15 protein-coding genes and 1 tRNA gene are annotated in these 16,753 nt (G+C 34.8%); 9 read left to right on the forward strand and 7 right to left on the reverse strand.

What is annotated here, in order from left to right; translation table 11 throughout:
- The first annotated feature begins 46 nt into the window (after positions 1-46).
- The 4 genes from AOG54_RS02655 (at position 47) to AOG54_RS02670 (ending at position 4,287) form a co-directional block, all read left to right on the forward strand.
- Positions 47-700: an HAD family hydrolase gene (locus tag AOG54_RS02655; protein ID WP_055032375.1), complete on the forward strand. Its 654-nt coding sequence runs from the start codon at positions 47-49 to the stop codon at positions 698-700.
- 33 nt (positions 701-733) lie between these two features.
- Positions 734-1,435 (forward strand): MBL fold metallo-hydrolase, encoded by a 702-nt coding sequence (locus AOG54_RS02660; protein WP_048101477.1) that lies wholly within the window; start codon positions 734-736, stop codon positions 1,433-1,435.
- A gap of 2 nt (positions 1,436-1,437) precedes the next feature.
- Positions 1,438-2,493 (forward strand): ATP-NAD kinase family protein, encoded by a 1,056-nt coding sequence (locus AOG54_RS02665; protein ID WP_054964454.1) that lies wholly within the window; start codon positions 1,438-1,440, stop codon positions 2,491-2,493.
- A 63-nt stretch (positions 2,494-2,556) separates the two neighbouring features.
- Entirely contained in the window at positions 2,557-4,287 is a 1,731-nt protein-coding gene (locus AOG54_RS02670) for a DUF2070 family protein (RefSeq protein ID WP_055032376.1), read from the forward strand.
- Here the strand turns inward: AOG54_RS02670 and aroC are convergent.
- A complete protein-coding gene (aroC, locus tag AOG54_RS02675) occupies positions 4,240-5,346 on the reverse strand; it encodes a chorismate synthase (protein WP_055032377.1) in 1,107 nt (368 codons plus the stop codon). The two genes, AOG54_RS02670 and aroC, sit on opposite strands and share 48 nt — an antisense overlap.
- A gap of 61 nt (positions 5,347-5,407) precedes the next feature.
- Between aroC and AOG54_RS02680 the strand changes: the two genes are divergently transcribed.
- The 3 genes from AOG54_RS02680 (at position 5,408) to AOG54_RS02690 (ending at position 7,153) form a co-directional block, all read left to right on the forward strand.
- Positions 5,408-5,480, forward strand: a tRNA-Gln gene (locus AOG54_RS02680).
- 182 nt (positions 5,481-5,662) lie between these two features.
- Positions 5,663-6,448 carry a 2-oxo acid dehydrogenase subunit E2 gene (locus tag AOG54_RS02685; protein ID WP_054964419.1) on the forward strand — a complete coding sequence of 262 codons (786 nt, stop codon included), beginning with the start codon at positions 5,663-5,665 and terminating at the stop codon, positions 6,446-6,448.
- Positions 6,449-7,153, forward strand: a complete 705-nt coding sequence (locus AOG54_RS02690) for an alpha/beta fold hydrolase (protein ID WP_052656740.1) — start codon at positions 6,449-6,451, stop codon at positions 7,151-7,153.
- A 49-nt stretch (positions 7,154-7,202) separates the two neighbouring features.
- Here AOG54_RS02690 and AOG54_RS02695 read toward each other — a convergent pair whose 3' ends face one another.
- Together AOG54_RS02695 and AOG54_RS09495 are read right to left on the reverse strand one after the other, a co-directional pair.
- A complete protein-coding gene (locus AOG54_RS02695; protein ID WP_048101472.1) occupies positions 7,203-7,439 on the reverse strand; it encodes a biotin/lipoyl-containing protein in 237 nt (78 codons plus the stop codon).
- Entirely contained in the window at positions 7,436-9,460 is a 2,025-nt protein-coding gene (locus tag AOG54_RS09495) for an alpha-ketoacid dehydrogenase subunit alpha/beta (RefSeq protein ID WP_197065853.1), read from the reverse strand. Before AOG54_RS09495 ends, AOG54_RS02695 begins: the two co-directional genes overlap by 4 nt.
- 130 nt (positions 9,461-9,590) lie before the next feature.
- Between AOG54_RS09495 and AOG54_RS02705 the strand changes: the two genes are divergently transcribed.
- Positions 9,591-10,295 carry an SDR family oxidoreductase gene (locus AOG54_RS02705; protein WP_048101471.1) on the forward strand — a complete coding sequence of 235 codons (705 nt, stop codon included), beginning with the start codon at positions 9,591-9,593 and terminating at the stop codon, positions 10,293-10,295.
- Between the two features lie 68 nt (positions 10,296-10,363).
- Here the strand turns inward: AOG54_RS02705 and AOG54_RS02710 are convergent, their stop codons facing one another.
- Positions 10,364-11,521 carry a pyridoxal phosphate-dependent aminotransferase gene (locus tag AOG54_RS02710; protein WP_236692446.1) on the reverse strand — a complete coding sequence of 386 codons (1,158 nt, stop codon included), beginning with the start codon at positions 11,519-11,521 and terminating at the stop codon, positions 10,364-10,366.
- Between the two features lie 107 nt (positions 11,522-11,628).
- Between AOG54_RS02710 and AOG54_RS02715 the strand changes: the two genes are divergently transcribed.
- On the forward strand, positions 11,629-12,216 hold the full coding sequence (locus tag AOG54_RS02715) for a hypothetical protein (RefSeq protein WP_156150298.1): 588 nt from the start codon (positions 11,629-11,631) through the stop codon (positions 12,214-12,216).
- 36 nt (positions 12,217-12,252) lie between these two features.
- On the opposite strand, the gene AOG54_RS02720 is transcribed toward AOG54_RS02715, so the two are convergent.
- The 3 genes from AOG54_RS02720 to AOG54_RS02730 are packed head-to-tail and all read right to left on the reverse strand — an operon-like array spanning position 12,253 to position 16,698.
- A complete protein-coding gene (locus AOG54_RS02720; protein ID WP_048101469.1) occupies positions 12,253-14,085 on the reverse strand; it encodes an amino acid permease in 1,833 nt (610 codons plus the stop codon).
- A 41-nt stretch (positions 14,086-14,126) separates the two neighbouring features.
- Positions 14,127-15,338 carry a (Fe-S)-binding protein gene (locus AOG54_RS02725; RefSeq protein WP_052656738.1) on the reverse strand — a complete coding sequence of 404 codons (1,212 nt, stop codon included), beginning with the start codon at positions 15,336-15,338 and terminating at the stop codon, positions 14,127-14,129.
- The gene (locus AOG54_RS02730; protein ID WP_048101468.1) at positions 15,331-16,698 is read right to left on the reverse strand and encodes an FAD-binding oxidoreductase; all 1,368 of its coding nucleotides are present in this window, start codon (positions 16,696-16,698) and stop codon (positions 15,331-15,333) included. The genes AOG54_RS02725 and AOG54_RS02730 overlap by 8 nt, the downstream gene beginning before the upstream one ends.
- Between the last annotated feature and the right edge of the window lie 55 nt (positions 16,699-16,753).

Here is a 16,753-nt window from a genome sequence, read left to right on the forward strand (position 1 = left end):
ATTTACAATGATAAAACATCAGGAAAATGCATAGTATGCGGAAGGGATGGAAAATGTATATAAAGATATTAAGAAATTAAATGATATTAAATTGATAGTATTTGATATGGATGGTGTGCTGTTAAAGAACAGAAATTCATGGGATGTTTTAATCGATAAAATATCTGGAAATAAAATAAAAAGAGATAAAATGATTTATACTTTTGATTACCTTTACAGGCATAATATACCCGCACATCTTTATAATTCATTAAGATCTGGAAATATGGCCAGATATCTTAATCTAAATGATATATCACCAAATCTGCATATGACAATGGAAGAAATAAAGAAAATGGGCATAAAAACTGCTATAGTTTCCGCCGGTGTTCATGAATTTGCAGAGTATCTTGGCACCATGTATGGATTCGATTATGCAATAGGCAATCAAATAGATACTGAGAACATGAAAATTGTCAAAAATGTTGACCCGTTAAAAAAGGATTACAATGTAAGACTTATACAAAAGACATTTGGAATAGATAAGGATGAAACATTATCTGTTGGTGATTCATTCATGGATTTATCAATGAAAAGGGCGTCCAGATATTTTATAGCATTTAACCCCTCAAACGTGGAAATGTTAAAGTATTCTGATTTTTCAGTCAAATCTAATAATTTATTTGAAATTATAAAAACCATTAAATGGAACATCCATTAGAAAAATGTTAATAATCAATCAAAATAATCTGTTATGGATATAAAGGTTATTGGCACGTGGAGTGCAAAAATAGAGAAAAATAGAAAAAATACATCGTTTTTAATTGATGATCATATACTACTTGATTGCGGCCCACACACTGCAGAGTCAATAATAGATAATGGAATCAAACTGGAGAAAATTGATCTTGTATTAATCACGCACATGCATCTGGATCACTTTTCCGGCCTGCCCGATCTTTTATGGCAGAGAGCATTAAGGAATATTGATGGCGATATAACAATCATGGGTCCACGCAATATTGAAAAATCAGTTTTTACTCTTTTGGATATATTTAATTCGCCTGATGATTTTAAAAAACATTTCTTTTTTACAGATAATTATGAAAATATTGAAACTGGGAATGGAATTCATACAGTTGAGGACATTACATACAGAATAAAATCTGATAAAATTTTATTTTATTCAGGGGACACATCATATTCAGAGGATGTGATTACATCAGGCCATGATTCAGATATTTTTATACATGAGGCAACATTTCCGTCAAGACTTTCATCCGAGGCCCCAAAATTTGGGCATTCATCTGTTAAGGACGCAATAAATGCATTTAAAAAAAGTGAATCCAGAATCTTTATGCCAACACATTTATCAGAATTTTCATACAGGGAACTAATTAAAAATAATAATGTTAATATGATAATACCGGAAGAAAACAGTTTATACAGGATTTAAAAATGAAAATAGGATTCTTTGTAAACCCGCTTGCGGGCTATGGTGGTGAGATCAATAATAAGGGCTCAGATAACCTGAAGCTTGAAAGTATTGAAAAATCTTATTCTCTTGGTGTTGCAAGAAAATTTTTATCAAAAATAATTCCGGGTGATTCCTTATTTTATGTTCCCTATGGTTATATGGGGTCATATCTGCTTGATGAATTCTCATATAAATATGAAATAACATATTATCCAGAATATCCATCATCATCTCAGGATACGGTAAATTTTATTAAATCACTTGTAAATCCAGATTTTGTCTGTTTTGTTGGTGGTGACGGAACTGCCAGGGATATCGTTTCATGCGGCACCGGATTTTTATTTATTGGAATACCTGCAGGTGTAAAAATGTACAGTTCTGTATTTTCAATTAACGCTGAACACGCCGCATCACTTTTTAACAGTCTGGTATCATCAAAAAACTATGAAACAACATACGCTGAGGTAAATGACATAAATGAGGAGGATTACAGAAATGGGAGACTTTCAATAAAAAATTATGGTTTAATGAAAATTATAAAATCAGGCGATGTTGTAATTAATTCAAAGGCAGAGTATTCTCAGGGTTCTGCAGGGGATATAGCAGAGTATATAATTGACAATATGGATAACAATACATATTATCTAATAGGTCCTGGAACCACATGTAAGGAAATACTGTTGAACCTTGGAATAAAGACAAACATACTTGGCTTTGATCTTATTTTAAACAAAAGCCTTGTTGCATCGGATATTGATGAGCCGACAATTTATCATTATGTTAGCCAAAAAAGGACTGTTATGATAATATCACCCATTGGTGGCCAGGGCTTTTTGCTTGGCAGGGGGAATAAACAGATATCAGGGCGTGTTTTTGATTTAATTGGATTTGATAATATAATAATTGTTTCCACTGAGGAAAAATTAAATGATATCAAAGACCTTTATATAGACATCAATACCAGTAAAAAACTTCCAGAGTATGTAAGAATTTTAACAGGTTATGGTTATTTCAAGATTAAGAGGCTTGTGCACTGATTATTATAAATTCAAAATAATGTAAAAAATATATTTATATTTAATAAAATAATCCGGTGGTAAATGGAAAGCAATAAGACCCTGGCGGGCATTTCAAGATACATTAAAAAATCACCGAAATGGTACTATTTCATATTTCCAGTACTTTTTATTTATATTATAAATTTTCTTTTAATAAAAAGCATGGTTAATTTTATTTTTTTATCAATAATTCCATTTTTTGTTTTTATTGCCATGGATGTTATAACAATAAGACTGACAAATAAATCCTTTAACTCAAGAAGGATAATATATCTGGATTTTATGTCATTTCTTTCAGCATCCCTATTTCTTTGGATTTTCCTTGCACTTAATTCAATAATCGGCCTTAATATTGTATATTTAATAGGCATATCAACATCAATAGCAGTGTTCCTTCGTTTTTTGATTCTATATGTTTATTATCCCGGAAATATGCATTATGCAATTATACTATCTCCAGATTATTCATACTCCATTTTAATATCCTCACTCTTCATATTTTTGAAAACACCGTACCTGCCCATGTTTTTATTTACAGTATCTTTTTCCTCTGCAATATTTCTTTTATTTTCTTACCTATTTATTACATTAACCACAAAAAAATTCACCAGAAAGTACAGTGCAAGTGTTCCAGAAATAATCAATTTTTTCCTTAACAGATCTCAGGATAATAGTGTTGGTGAATCATTTTTTGGGAAAATATATAATAAAAGGGTAAAAATACCAGTTAAAACAGTTGATATAAAGGACTGTGAAAAAAGCAAGGTTATTTTAATATTTCCGTATGTCCATCCCGGCCCATTTGGAAACCTCTGCAGCAGCAATCTTCCTGAAAAATTAAGCCACGAGCTTAACATGGATAACATAATGGTATTTCACACCGCAACAACAAACAGCAATAACTGTGGTGGTGAATCAGATATAAAAAATATTGCCGATGCTGTTAAACAGGGTTTGAAGGATATGCACTATTCGGGCACAGTATCTGAAATGAAAAAGATAAATGTTAATGGTTATGAAATATCAATGCAAAAGTTTGGTAATTATGGGTTCTCAGCAATAATTCCGGAAAGTGAGAAATTCGACGATATCTCACTGGAATCCGGATTAATATTAATCCGCGCCATGAGGGATTCCGGCATGGATGATTTTGCCCTGATTGACGCACAGAATGATTTTACCAAAAATGCCCCTGAACTTGATAACTGCTCCCAGTTTATCCCGGAAATGAAACGGGCCTTTTCAAAATTGTCTGATGCATATCCTGCAAGAATTGGCTATTCCAGAATATCGGCCAGAATTAGTGGGCTGGCGGCCATGGGTATTCAGGCACTTGCAATGGAGATTAATGGAAAATATAATGCAATAGTACTTACAGATTCCAATAATATAACACATGATATTATGGAGAAATCAAGGAATGAGCTTAGTGATATTGTAGATAACCTTGAAATATACACCACTGACAATCACGTTGTAAATGCAAGCAATCTTGATATAAATCCTCTGGGCCTTAACTGCAATCCTGATGATGTGGTGAATCTAATAAAAACTGCTGTTAAAGATGCAATAAATGATATCTCTGACGTAAAAATCGGAATGAAAACAGTTTATACAACGGTTCATATGGGTCGGGAGGATAGCTTCAAAACCTTAATGGACACTGTATTAGGAGCGTTTAGAATTGCAAAATATTCCATAGGCTTTATCCTGATTGCATCCATATTAATTGCCATCTCCTCTGTTAAATATATCCCATTTCTTTTGAGATGAATCTGACATAATAAGATCAAGTATTGCAAATCCTGTTAATGCCTGAACCACAGGAACAGCCCTTAGGGTTATAAAGGGGTCATGCCTGCCAATCACCTGTATTTCTGATGGCTGGTGTGTTTTCAGATTAACAGTTTCCTGTTTCTTTCTTATTGATGATGTTGGCTTCATAACAACACTAAATTCCAGCGGCATGCCGTTTGTAATCCCACCAAGTATACCACCAGAATTATTTGTTCTGGTCTTTATTTTATCACCGTCGTAATAAAACGTATCATTGGCCTGTGAACCGGACATTGAACCAAGCTTAAAACCGGCACCAAATTCTATGCCCTTTAATCCCGGTATGGAAAACATTAAATGGGCTATTGTGCCCTCCACAGAGTCAAAGAATGGCTCACCTATACCCGGTGGAATATTATATGCAATGGTTTTTATTATTCCACCAAGGCTGTCACCATCCTTTATGATCTCAAGAATTTTGTTATAAAGTTTATCATCAAGATCAGGGTCTGGCATTCTGGTCCTGAAGCTGTATGAATAGTCCTCATCAGATATATTTTCATTTTGAATATTAAATCCGCCTGCAGATTTTATATATGAAACTATGCTTATATTAATATTTTTTAATATATGCATGGCAATGGACCCTGCGGCAACAAGAGGCAGGGTCATTCTTCCGGAAAAAAAACCGCCACCCTCGTAATTTCTGTATTCACCATATTTATAATACATTGTAATATCTGCATGCCCTGGTCTGGGATTGTCCCTAATATAATCATAATGTTTGTTTATATAATCCTCATTTCTAAAAATAAAGCCAAGTGGAGATCCATCAGTATAAAATTCCTTAAGCCCTGAGATAAATTCTATTCTGTCTGATTCCTTCCTCTGTGTTGTTATTGAATTTATCCCGGGCCTTCTACGATCAAGCCATTTATTTATATAATCCATATCAATATTAACACCCGCCGGAAGCCCATCCAGTATGCCACCTATGTAAGGGCCGTGCGATGAGCCAAAAATTGTTAGCTTAAGCCTGTTTCCTGCTGTAAACATTAAAACTGTAATTGGTTTAAGCCTATTAACATTTTTATATTTAATTGTAATACATTTTTAAAGCTCCGTGGTGTAGCGGCCAAGCATTACTGGCTCTGGACCAGTCGACGGCAGTTCGAATCTGCCCGGAGCTATGTTTTTCTGTTAATTAGATCATGGCTACATTTTGATACAGGGTTATTTAAGGAGAAATCAGGACTTTATTAGAGGATAAAAATTCTCTGTAAATAAGGACCCGCTGACATGGCACTATGGCTCATTATGTAAATATTCGTATTAACATAATATATTTAATAGTCATAATAAATAATGTGATATGGATTCCAATTTAAACGATATAAAAAGGCTGGCCGATCAGTATAACATTAATCTGGATTCACTAAACGTGGATAAAAACCTGCTGACCATGGACTATATTAAAAAATATATAGCTGAGAATTTTTATCCCCATGTAATTGAAAGAAAGCCAATTACCGGAATAAGGAAGATGATTGCTGACCATCTTGTTTCCGGTTTAAAAGAATCGGCAATTATATCATTGTATTCAGAAATTTTAATGGATGACTTTATGGCAGCATACAAATCTGCAGGCGTATCCATGAATGTTTTACTAATAAAAATTATCAGTAATACATTAATGCATTATCCATACATGAATTCTGAAATAAAAAATAACGAAATAATTACATATGATAGCCATAATATAGGAATTGCAGTTGATTCAAAAATAGGTTTGATAGTTCCAGTTATTAGGAATGTTAACACAAAGGATATTAAAACACTTGATAATGAATACAGGGAATTAATTGCGAGGGCAAAAAATGGTATAATAAAAGAAATTGATATTACCGGTGGCACATTTACAATAAGCAATCTTGGAAGCCTTGGTGTATCATATTTTATGTCAATACCAAACTGGCCACAGGTTGCAATTTTAAGCATTGGTAGGACAGAGGACAAGCCTGTTGTACTTGATGGGAAGATTGAGATAAGAAAGATAATGACCGCATCAATTACTGTTGACCACCGTGCGGTAGACGGTGCACCTGCGGCCAGATTCCTATCGGAACTTAAATATAATATTGAGAACTTTAGACCATAAATGCAGTTTGATATCGAAAGACTTGAATTAAAAACAGGATTTGGCGTCATTTCATATCTACATAGAAACGGTCAATTTCCATTAATATTACTGCATGGTCTCGGTGGGATATCCAATAACTGGATAAAACTATTTACAAGACTGGACAGCCGTTTTGAAATTATAGCGCCGGATCTGCTTGGCCATGGGAGATCTGCAAAACCAAAAATTGAATACACGCTGGATTTACAGTGCAGTGTTGTGGATGAAATAATAAAAAATACGGTCAATAAGGAGTTTGCACTGGCAGGCAACTCCTATGGTGGCTGGGTGGCGGCCTATTACTCAATTCATTTTAAATCCCCGGATTATTTGATACTTATTGACTCTGCAGGTATATGCTGTGACGGCATACCAATGGAAGGTATTAATGCATTTCTTGATAAACTTAACAGGCTGGAACCTGGCAACGATCTTGATATAATGAAAAATATATTAATTAATTCCAAAAATTATATGATAAAAGCAGATGACCTAAATAAAATTAAATCAAAAACAATAATTATATGGGGCGATGATGACCCAAGAATAAATATTAAACATGCCAAAATCCTCGAGGAAAATGTCAGTAATGGTAAATTATTTATTATTAAAAACGGGGGACATGTACCAATGATCAATAAACCTGATGCTGTTGCTGAAATTATAAACAAAAATATTTTTTAATATTTAAAAAATATAAAATTTAATGTAACTAAATTTGCCATTAATTTTATCATTCAACATCCATTAATGGGTCCCCTGGGGATATTTCCTGATTCATTTCAGCCATTATCTTTTTAACTGTACCAGTGACAGGTGATGGGACCTCAACGGTAACCTTTGCAGCCATAATCTGGCATACCGGGTCCCCCTCCTTCACAGAATCCCCCTCCTTTACATACCACTGTGTTACCACAGCCTTACCAAGTTCCTCAAAGTTCCATATGGATGGCATTTTTATTAGCGTCACATTATCATCTCTTTCACTGTTTTTATTATTTTTTCGCTGCTTGGAAGTGAGAATGATTCCATATTCCTGCTGTATGGCACGGGTATATCCGGATATGCAATTCTTCTTGGTGCGGTCTTTAAATCCTTGAACCCAAGTTCCGATGCAATGGATATTGCCTCAGAGGTGAGGCCATAACTCTCATAATCCTCATCAACAGCAAGCATATATCCCGTTTTTTTAATGGAATTCAGAATTGTTTCCTTATCAATTGGTTTTACAGTCCTGAGGTCTATTACCTCAGCATCTATTCCATCCTTTTTAAGCTCATCTGCAGCCTCAAGTGCCATATGGACTGTTGATCCAACGGAAACAATTGTAATATCATTACCAGTTTTTACTATTTTTGCCTTTCCAATTGGCACCGTATATTCCTCCTCAGGAACCTCAACAACAGAAGATTGCGGATAGGGCATCCATGGAAGTCCCATAAGACCCTTATGGAACATGTAAATTACAGGATTATCATCCCTTATTGCAGAAATCATTAGCCCCTTGGCATCATAGCTATTGGACGGAACAACCACCTTTAATCCGGGTATATGTGCGAATATTGGGAATAGTGTTTGAGAATGCTGTGCAGCATCACCATATCCACCACCAATTGCCGTTGTAATTACTATTGGCATCTTTACATTCCCACCGGACATGTAATAATTTTTTGCTATATGGTTCATAATTGGGTCAAATGTTACTCCAAGGAAGTCTGTAAACATCAATTCAACTATTGGTCTCTTTCCTGCTGCGGCCAGACCTGATGATGCACCTATAAATGCTGACTCACTTATTGGTGTATCCCTGACACGTTCAGGTCCAAATTTTTTATAAAGTCCGGTTGTGGCACCAAAAATTCCGCCGTATACACCAACATCCTCACCCATGTAAAGTACCGAGGAATCTTTTTCCATTTCCTGTGATATCCCCTCGGATATTGCCATATACATTGGCAATTTTCTACCCCTGGACTTTGGTTCCTGTTCATAATAGCCAGGAGCATAAACATCAGCCAGTGCATCATTACCATCAGGGTCAGGGCTATCCTCGGCGAATTTAACCGCCTGATCTATTTCCTCAAGTGCAGAATTTTCAAGCCTTTCAATTTCATCCTCTGATGCAAGTTTTTCATTTAATATCTGATCTCTCAGGCGTTTTATTGGATCCTTTGCCATTAAATTTTTAACCTCATCCTTTGGTCTGTATACCTCCGGATCACCCTCAAAATGCCCGTAATACCTATATGTATCTATGCTTATTAGCGTTGGTCCCTTTCCTGATCTTGCCCTTTCAACAGCCTCCTTGGCAGCGAGGTACATCTGTATAGGGTCATTATCTGGAACATATTTTGATGGCATGTTAAAACCAAGTGCCCTGTCAGAGTCTCTTATTAGTGGTGTTGAATCCTTTACATTTACAGAAATTGCCCACTCGTTATTTTCTATAATGAAAATTACAGGCAGCTTCCATAGGGATGCTAAATTCATTGATTCCATGAACATGCCCTGGTTAAGTGATCCATCACCACCAAAGGCAACAGCCACGTTATCCTTTCCATCAAGTTTGAAACTTAATGCCGCCCCAACAGCAGGAGGGAACGAGGATCCAACTATGCCAGCGCAGGCAAAATGTTTTTGTGGATCAAATAAATGCATATGTCCGCCCTTTCCATGGCCAAGTCCTGTTTTTTTGCCCATGATTTCCGCAGTCATTTTGTTTAAATCAACGCCCTTTGATATTGCAGTGTGATGCGGCCTGTGCGTGCTGTAAACGAAGTCATCATCCCTTAATAAAACGGACATCCATGCTGCGGTTGGTTCCTGACCTGCTGATAAATGCATCTCCCCCGGAATTTTACCTGCTGCTATATTAAATAAAGGTTTTTTATCATTAAGATAAATCTCCCTTATTTTTTCTTCATAATGCCTGCTCTTCACCATTGTATAATAAATTGTTAGCATATCCTCACTTTTTATCCCTTCCTGCAAAAATATCACCATAAATATTATATGAGGTTTTTATATAAACATTATTTAAAATACAAAAGTATTCAAAAAATATAATATTAAATTATTAAAAGCACCATTAAGTTTAACTATTAAGTATAAATATTAAATTATGAAAACAGCTGTAATAGCAGGTACTGGATATCTGGGTGAGGCCACAGCATATGAATTTTTAAAAAATAATTACAATGTGATTATCAATTCAAGAAAGGAGGACCACCTTTTAAATATAAAGAAAAAACTGGAAAAATATGGAAGGATAGATTATATAGCACAGGAGCTTAAGGATGATCAATCATGTAAATCATTATCAGATAAGGTTAAAAATATTTCACAGAATGTTGATGCGCTTGTAATAACCATAGGTGGATATATTGAGGATACTGTTGAGGACCTTTCAGGGATTGATGAAATGTTTAAAAATCATTTAAAAATACCAATGCTTTTGATTAAAAACTTCCTTAATTTACTGACTTCAGGTTCTTCTATAATACTGGTAAGCAATTCGGATGTGGATAATAAGAACAGATCAAATCTGCTATCATACACAGTTATAAAATATGCCCTAAATAAATCAGTTAAAATTATTGCTGCTGAGTTGATTAAAAAGGGTGTAAGAATTAACGCTGTGGCACCAGAATATATAATACAGAGTTTTATGCCAGAGGAGGATTACACAAAATTAAGGACCCTTGGCGATCTTGAAACTCCCCCTGAGGATATATCCAAGGTGATATATTTTCTGTGCAGTCCTGATGGGTCATGGGTAAATGGTGCCATAATACCCGTTGATGGTGGCCACAGCCTTATAAACTAAATGAAAGCATTTTTACACTTTAATATTTAAAAATTTATAATATATGTTAACATTTTATTGCAAAAAATTCAATTCTTTGAGTTAAAATATTTTTTTATTCTTGAAATCCCCTCTGTTATAACATCATCGGATGTTGCATATGAAATTCTGAAATGCTTTTCAGCTCCAAATGGCAGTCCTGGTGTTATTATTACATTCTGGTTATTTAAAAGATCCATGGCAAGTTCACTTGATTTTATATCCTTATTATACCCCGGAAATATATAAAATGCGCCTTCAGGTTCATAAACATTTATGCCATCAATCTCCTTTAATAATGATAATGCAAGCATGCGTCTTTTATTAAAAACATTCCTCATCTCTATTACATCATCCTCGTCATCTAGTGCATTCAGTGCTGCATACTGGGATACTGATGGCGCACATGTAAGTGTTTGCTGCTGTACCTTATTCGCTGCCTTTATGATATCCTCGGGTGCAACCATATACCCTATGCGCCATCCAGTCATTGCATAACTTTTTGAAAATCCACTTAAGGTAACTGTTTTTTCTTTCATTTCGTTTATTGAACCGGGTGAGAACATTTTTCCCTTGTAAATTAAATCCTCATAAATTTCATCCGATATTAAAAATAAATTATTTTCTAATATAAAGTCAGATAACTGCCTTAATGTCCTCTCTGAATATACCTTTCCCGTTGGATTTACAGGATTATTTAACATAAACGCCTTTGTTTTTGGGGATACCATTTTGCGCATCTTGTCAAAATCAAACTCATAATTTTCATCAGTATCAAATATAAGTGCCTTTCCCTCATTTAATTTTATTATATCTGTGTAGGATACATAATATGGTGCAGGAAGCATGACCTCATCACCGGGGTCTATTATTGTATAAAGGGCAAGGTTTAGTGAGAATTTTGTAGGTGTAACAAGCACATTTTTTGATGAAACATCAATATTATTCTTTTTTTTCATTTTCTCCGCAATTTTCTCCCGGAGTTCGGGGATTCCTGCAGATGGTGTGTAATGTGTTTTTCCCTCACCTGCCATTTTATATGAATAATCAATAATTGATTGCGGTGTCTTAAAATCTGGTTCACCTATACCAAAATTATAAATTTTTTTTCCCTCGGCCTTCAATTCTGCAGCCCTGTTTGACATACTTACAGTTGCCGACTCGTTTATTTTATTTACCCTTGCCGATACCATGGATACAAATGCCAATTTCATTTATAATGTTTTTTTATTTTTTAATTTTTTATGAGTATATAATAAAATTATATTTTCGTATTTATACATAAATTTTTATATCTCTTAATTTATTAATTTATATGAATAGTAAAATAAAGTATACGATAGTCGTAGTGGTCGTCATAATCATCATTGCTGCAGGTGCGTATTACTATATAGCCTCCTCGGAATCACACTTTGGTTTCCCAAGCCAGTCCACAGTAAAAGGCATCACCGGAAATTCATACAATGTTTCAAAGGTAATGTCCCAGGGCCCAGCAAAAAATACAACAAAAACCGAAATAGTTTATTACAATACAACAGGTTCATCTCCATCCACGGCTTTTTATGTTTATGAGGCACAATTTAACAACACATCACTTGCAAAATCTGGTTATAAAACTATTCTTACTGAATTGCCCGCTGGGATCAAGTTTATAATGAAGAATCAAACATACAACGGCTTTGAATACAGTGTTATTAATGCCAGTAATGCCAGCTATTTACATGCTTACCTAGGATTTGGATACAAGAAAAATATGGCATTTTTATTCCTTGCAAATATTAGCCTTGCCAATGTGCTCAAAAAAATTGCATACTCAATTATAGATTCAATGACATCTGTCTTTGGGGGATCATATGGATCCTCAGGGAGTTCTTCAGGATATTTAATGGCTGCAAGATTTTAATTTTTTTTAAATTTTAAAAATTTTAATTTTTTTATTTTATTCAGTGGCCTGGGCACCCGTGTCATCGTCCTTTTTTACAGTTCCAAGCTGTAACAACACCTCCCTCTCAGAGACTGTTCCGGTGCATTTCCCAGAGGCATCTATTATTGCAAGCAATGGCACATTATTTTCCTTCATCAATCTTATTGCATCTGTAATGTTTTCATTCTCACCTATATTCACAACCTTTTCTATTCTAATCTGATTAATTTTACCCTTTTCTATTGCTATCTGTGGCAGCAATAATATGTCTATTAAATAAACTGTACCTATGGGCTTACTCTCATTATTTACAACTATTGAGGCGGGCATATTCTTTGATAGCATTTTTTCCATTGCAGACCTCAATGTATCATTTATATTTACAATCACATCTGTGGCAGGATTTCTGGCCTTTGCAACGGTCATGCTGGTAAGATTCTCTGCAACTATTTTCCCCTCCCTGCCTATATCAGGCATGTATGGTGTTTTTGTAACTATTGCCTTTACCTCAGATAAAATAAATCCAATAACGACCCATGTAAGAAATATTGTTGTATAATATGGAACCGTGGAGTATGCAGAATAAACAAGGACTATTGAACTTATTAATGCACCCACAGAGGCAAGAATAAACTCGCGGTAGTCAATTATATAATTCCATAATTTTCTTTCCATTCTGGATATTAATCTTCTTCCACGCCTGTATCCTATCCTCATCAGTGAGAAGTTGGCGCTTAAATGAATAAAAAGTCCTGCCAGTGAGGCAACTGTGCCAAGGAAGATAAACACTATCTCTGGACTCATATACCTGAACATTAGGGCAGGTATAATCATCATTACAATGCTAACTGTAATAACTGAAACTATTGGGTTATTTTTGACATTTTTTGAGAATATTGATGGAATTGTTCTATCATAGCCCATTCTAAACAATGTCCTGGATGCCGCTGACCCAAATGATAGGAATGCAAGAATCGCATCATTTACCGTTGCTATGGCCACCGCATAATATAAATATATACCATATTTTCCAAAATCATAACGTATTATGTCTATAATTGGCAGCTTATCTGAAAATGGTATGGAGTAATGTGTTTGCAGGACGATGTTTGCAAAGGCATATATAACAACAGTTGCCAGAATGCCGCCGGATAGTATCACTGCTATTACACTCCTTCCTATGACCCTTTTGGCATCCTGGGCCTCACCAGATATTGGTGTTATGGTTCCATAACCTGTTGGTATACCCATGGCGAATAAAATACCGAGAAACAGCCCTGCTGATGTTATTGGATACCTTGAAAATGAGGGTGTATAAAAATTCCCGTGGGTTATGAAAAACGATAGAACTACCATTATGGCCATAAATGAAACCTCAAGTGTAACGGCGTATATTGCATACCTTGATGAGGTTTTAATGCCAATTATTAATAATATTACAGATGGTACAGATATAATAAGGAATGAAAAATAAACCGGTATTCCGAGGATTAATGAAATTACAAAAACTGCACCTGCAAGGTATGCAAGGCCGTATAATATTGAATAAAACATATACATCCAGCCTGTATCAAACCCAACATTGGCTGAAAGGGCCTGAAATGCATATGTGTAATATCCTCCAGATGTGGAAAATCTTTTTGATAACTGGTTAACTGAAAGCCCGTTAATAAGAACAAGCAATGTTCCTATAACCATAACAATTGGTGCATCATAGCCTGCAAGTGTGAATGCAAATGCTCCGTATGTAAGTATACTTAATAATGGGGACATCCCACCAAAGGATAAAAAGAAAATATCCTTGAATGTCAGGTGTCTTTGAAGTTCACCGGAATTTGAGTCATTCATTTAAAATCCATCTCTCTTTGCCTAATAAATTTAATGGATAATTATTTTATGCATTTTACCAGAAAATCTGCCAGATCATTTACATTTCCATTTCTGGATAGTGAATAGGAGCATATGGGGCATGCCGTGATAATATTTTGCGATTTCTCAATGAGCTGGTTATACCTGTTTTTGGAGATGTTCATGGATAGGTCTGGATATAGGAGTTCATCAGGTCCTCCACAGCAGTACGTTAAATTTGAATTTCTCTCAGGCTTTACAGCCTTGGCAACACTGGATATAATATTAATGGCACCATTATATTCCGTATTGCCCTGAAAATGGCATGGGTCATGGAATGCAACTGTTTTTCCTGAATTAGTAAACATTGATTTGTTTAAAAAATCTGTGTAATAATAAACATCAATATTAAAATCTGGTATGTATTTTTTATACTCATATCTTAATATATTATATGTATGCGGGTCAACTGTTATTACTTTTTTATAATTTTTTAAAATGTTGTAAACGCCGGTAATATAATCCTTAAAATCATTTATATATCCATAATCATATAAAAGTGTGCCCGGATACGGCTCATTATATCCAAGCACATCAAATGATATCCCTGATTTGTTTAAAAGCTCCACAATATGTATTAATGTGTTATTTGTCCTGTCAAGCATCCTTTTATCAGGCCTTCCAAATCTCGAAAATACCGGAATCACCGATGCCATAGATATCATAATATGAAATAATTTATTTCCTAATTTTTTTCTCATTCTCTCCATATTTTCAGTATACGGCATGAGCTGGTACATTAAACCTGTATAAAGAAGGGTGTCAGATCTCCCATATTTTATATGGCCTAACCATTCATATGATACCTTTTTTAATGGAACCGGACTTTTATATTTTTTAATATTTTCTATTATTAAATTAACCTCAGGCTTCTGAAGTTTTTTGTATTTTTCAGAGATAATAGCCTTTACTATATCACTAATTTTTCCGGCATCAACCCCTGTTGGACAGACCTGAAGGCATACATGGCAGTCCAGGCATGAATAAAATGTATCTGAAACGTTCAGGCTTAAATCATTTAATGTAATTTCCCTAAAAACATTTAGTCCGGTCTGCGCCCTTCCACGTGCTGTTTTTGCCATGTCATATCCTGAACTTTTATATGTTGGGCATACAGAATCACAGAATCCACAGCTGATACATTTTGAGCTCTCATTTTTTAAATCATTTAAAATTTTTTCAAATTCAGTCAAAGAAATTACCCCTGTTTAAAATATTTTTTGGATCAAACATCTTTTTTAGATTTTTCATTATAATAATTGTTTCATCCTGCTTTTTGTATTTTAACTGTTTTAATAACAAATCTTTTTTAATTCTTCCAATTCCATGCTCACCGCTTATTGATCCACCAAGCCTTACAGCCTCAATGTTTATATCATCCATGGCAAGCAAAACGTTCCTCCAGTTTTCATGGTCATCAGGATTTCCACCAATCTGTGGATGGAGGTTTCCATCCCCCGCGTGCCCGCATGTTGCTATGTATACACCGTATTTTTCCCTTGTTTTGTACACAAAATTTATCATATCCTTTAATTTTGAAAGCGGTACAACAACATCACCATCTATAAATCCGGGGAATAGAATTCCAGGGGCTGTAAAGGCAATTCTTCTAACCTCAAAAATATTGTTGAATTCATCCTTATTTTCAGGAATTATAATTTTGCTTGCATTTTTTTCCATGATCTTTTTTATGTCTTCAAGATAGGATTCATCAAAATCTGTATCTGCTAATACCATGCCACCGCGTGTTTCAGGGTATGAAAATCCTCTAATTTTATTTGCCGCCACTATGCCATAATAGTCACTGAACTCAAGTATGAGCGGATTTAATTTTCTAATGGCCAGTATGGCATCCATTGCATCATTTATATTATCATAAAATCCGGCAATGCGGTAAATTTTTTTGGGCATTGCTATGATTTTTAGCCATGCCTTCTTGACAATACATAATGTCCCCTCGCTTCCAGCAATCAGGTCAATTATGTTAAATCCCCCTCTATTTTTATATATGGCCTCACCGAATGTGGTTTCACTGCCATCTGCAAGAACCACATCCAGTTTTAATATCCAGTCCTTAACCACACCATAGCGTGCACATCTCATACCTCCAGAATTTTCGTTTATGGCGCCACCAACAGTTGAAACGCTCACACTCGATGGGTCAGGCGGAAAGAAAAAATTATATTTTTTACACTCCTCATTAACCTCCTGAAGTGTTGCACCAGCATAGGCCTCAACATATCCATCCTCAATTGAAACGTTTATTTTGTTAAGCGGCCTTAAATCCATTATTAATGTATTATCATCAGGCACAACAGCGCCTGTTGGGCTTGATCCACCTCCCCTGGCTATAATATTAATATTAAATTCATTTGCTATCTTTATGACCCTGGAAATATTTTTTTCATCTGTAATTTTTACAACTGCCAGTGGCATGTGTTTTAAAGGGTCTATACTACCGCGCTGGTATATTATCAAATGCTCATTATCGGTAAATACATTTTCCTTTCCAGCAGCATCAATTAATTTTTCAATTAATAATTTATTGTCCATGGCTTCCTAAAAATATATAATATACTATTTTTTAAATTTTTGTACAAAATTATTT

The sequence above is a fragment of the Acidiplasma aeolicum genome (assembly GCF_001402945.1).
Lineage (GTDB): Archaea > Thermoplasmatota > Thermoplasmata > Thermoplasmatales > Thermoplasmataceae > Acidiplasma > Acidiplasma aeolicum.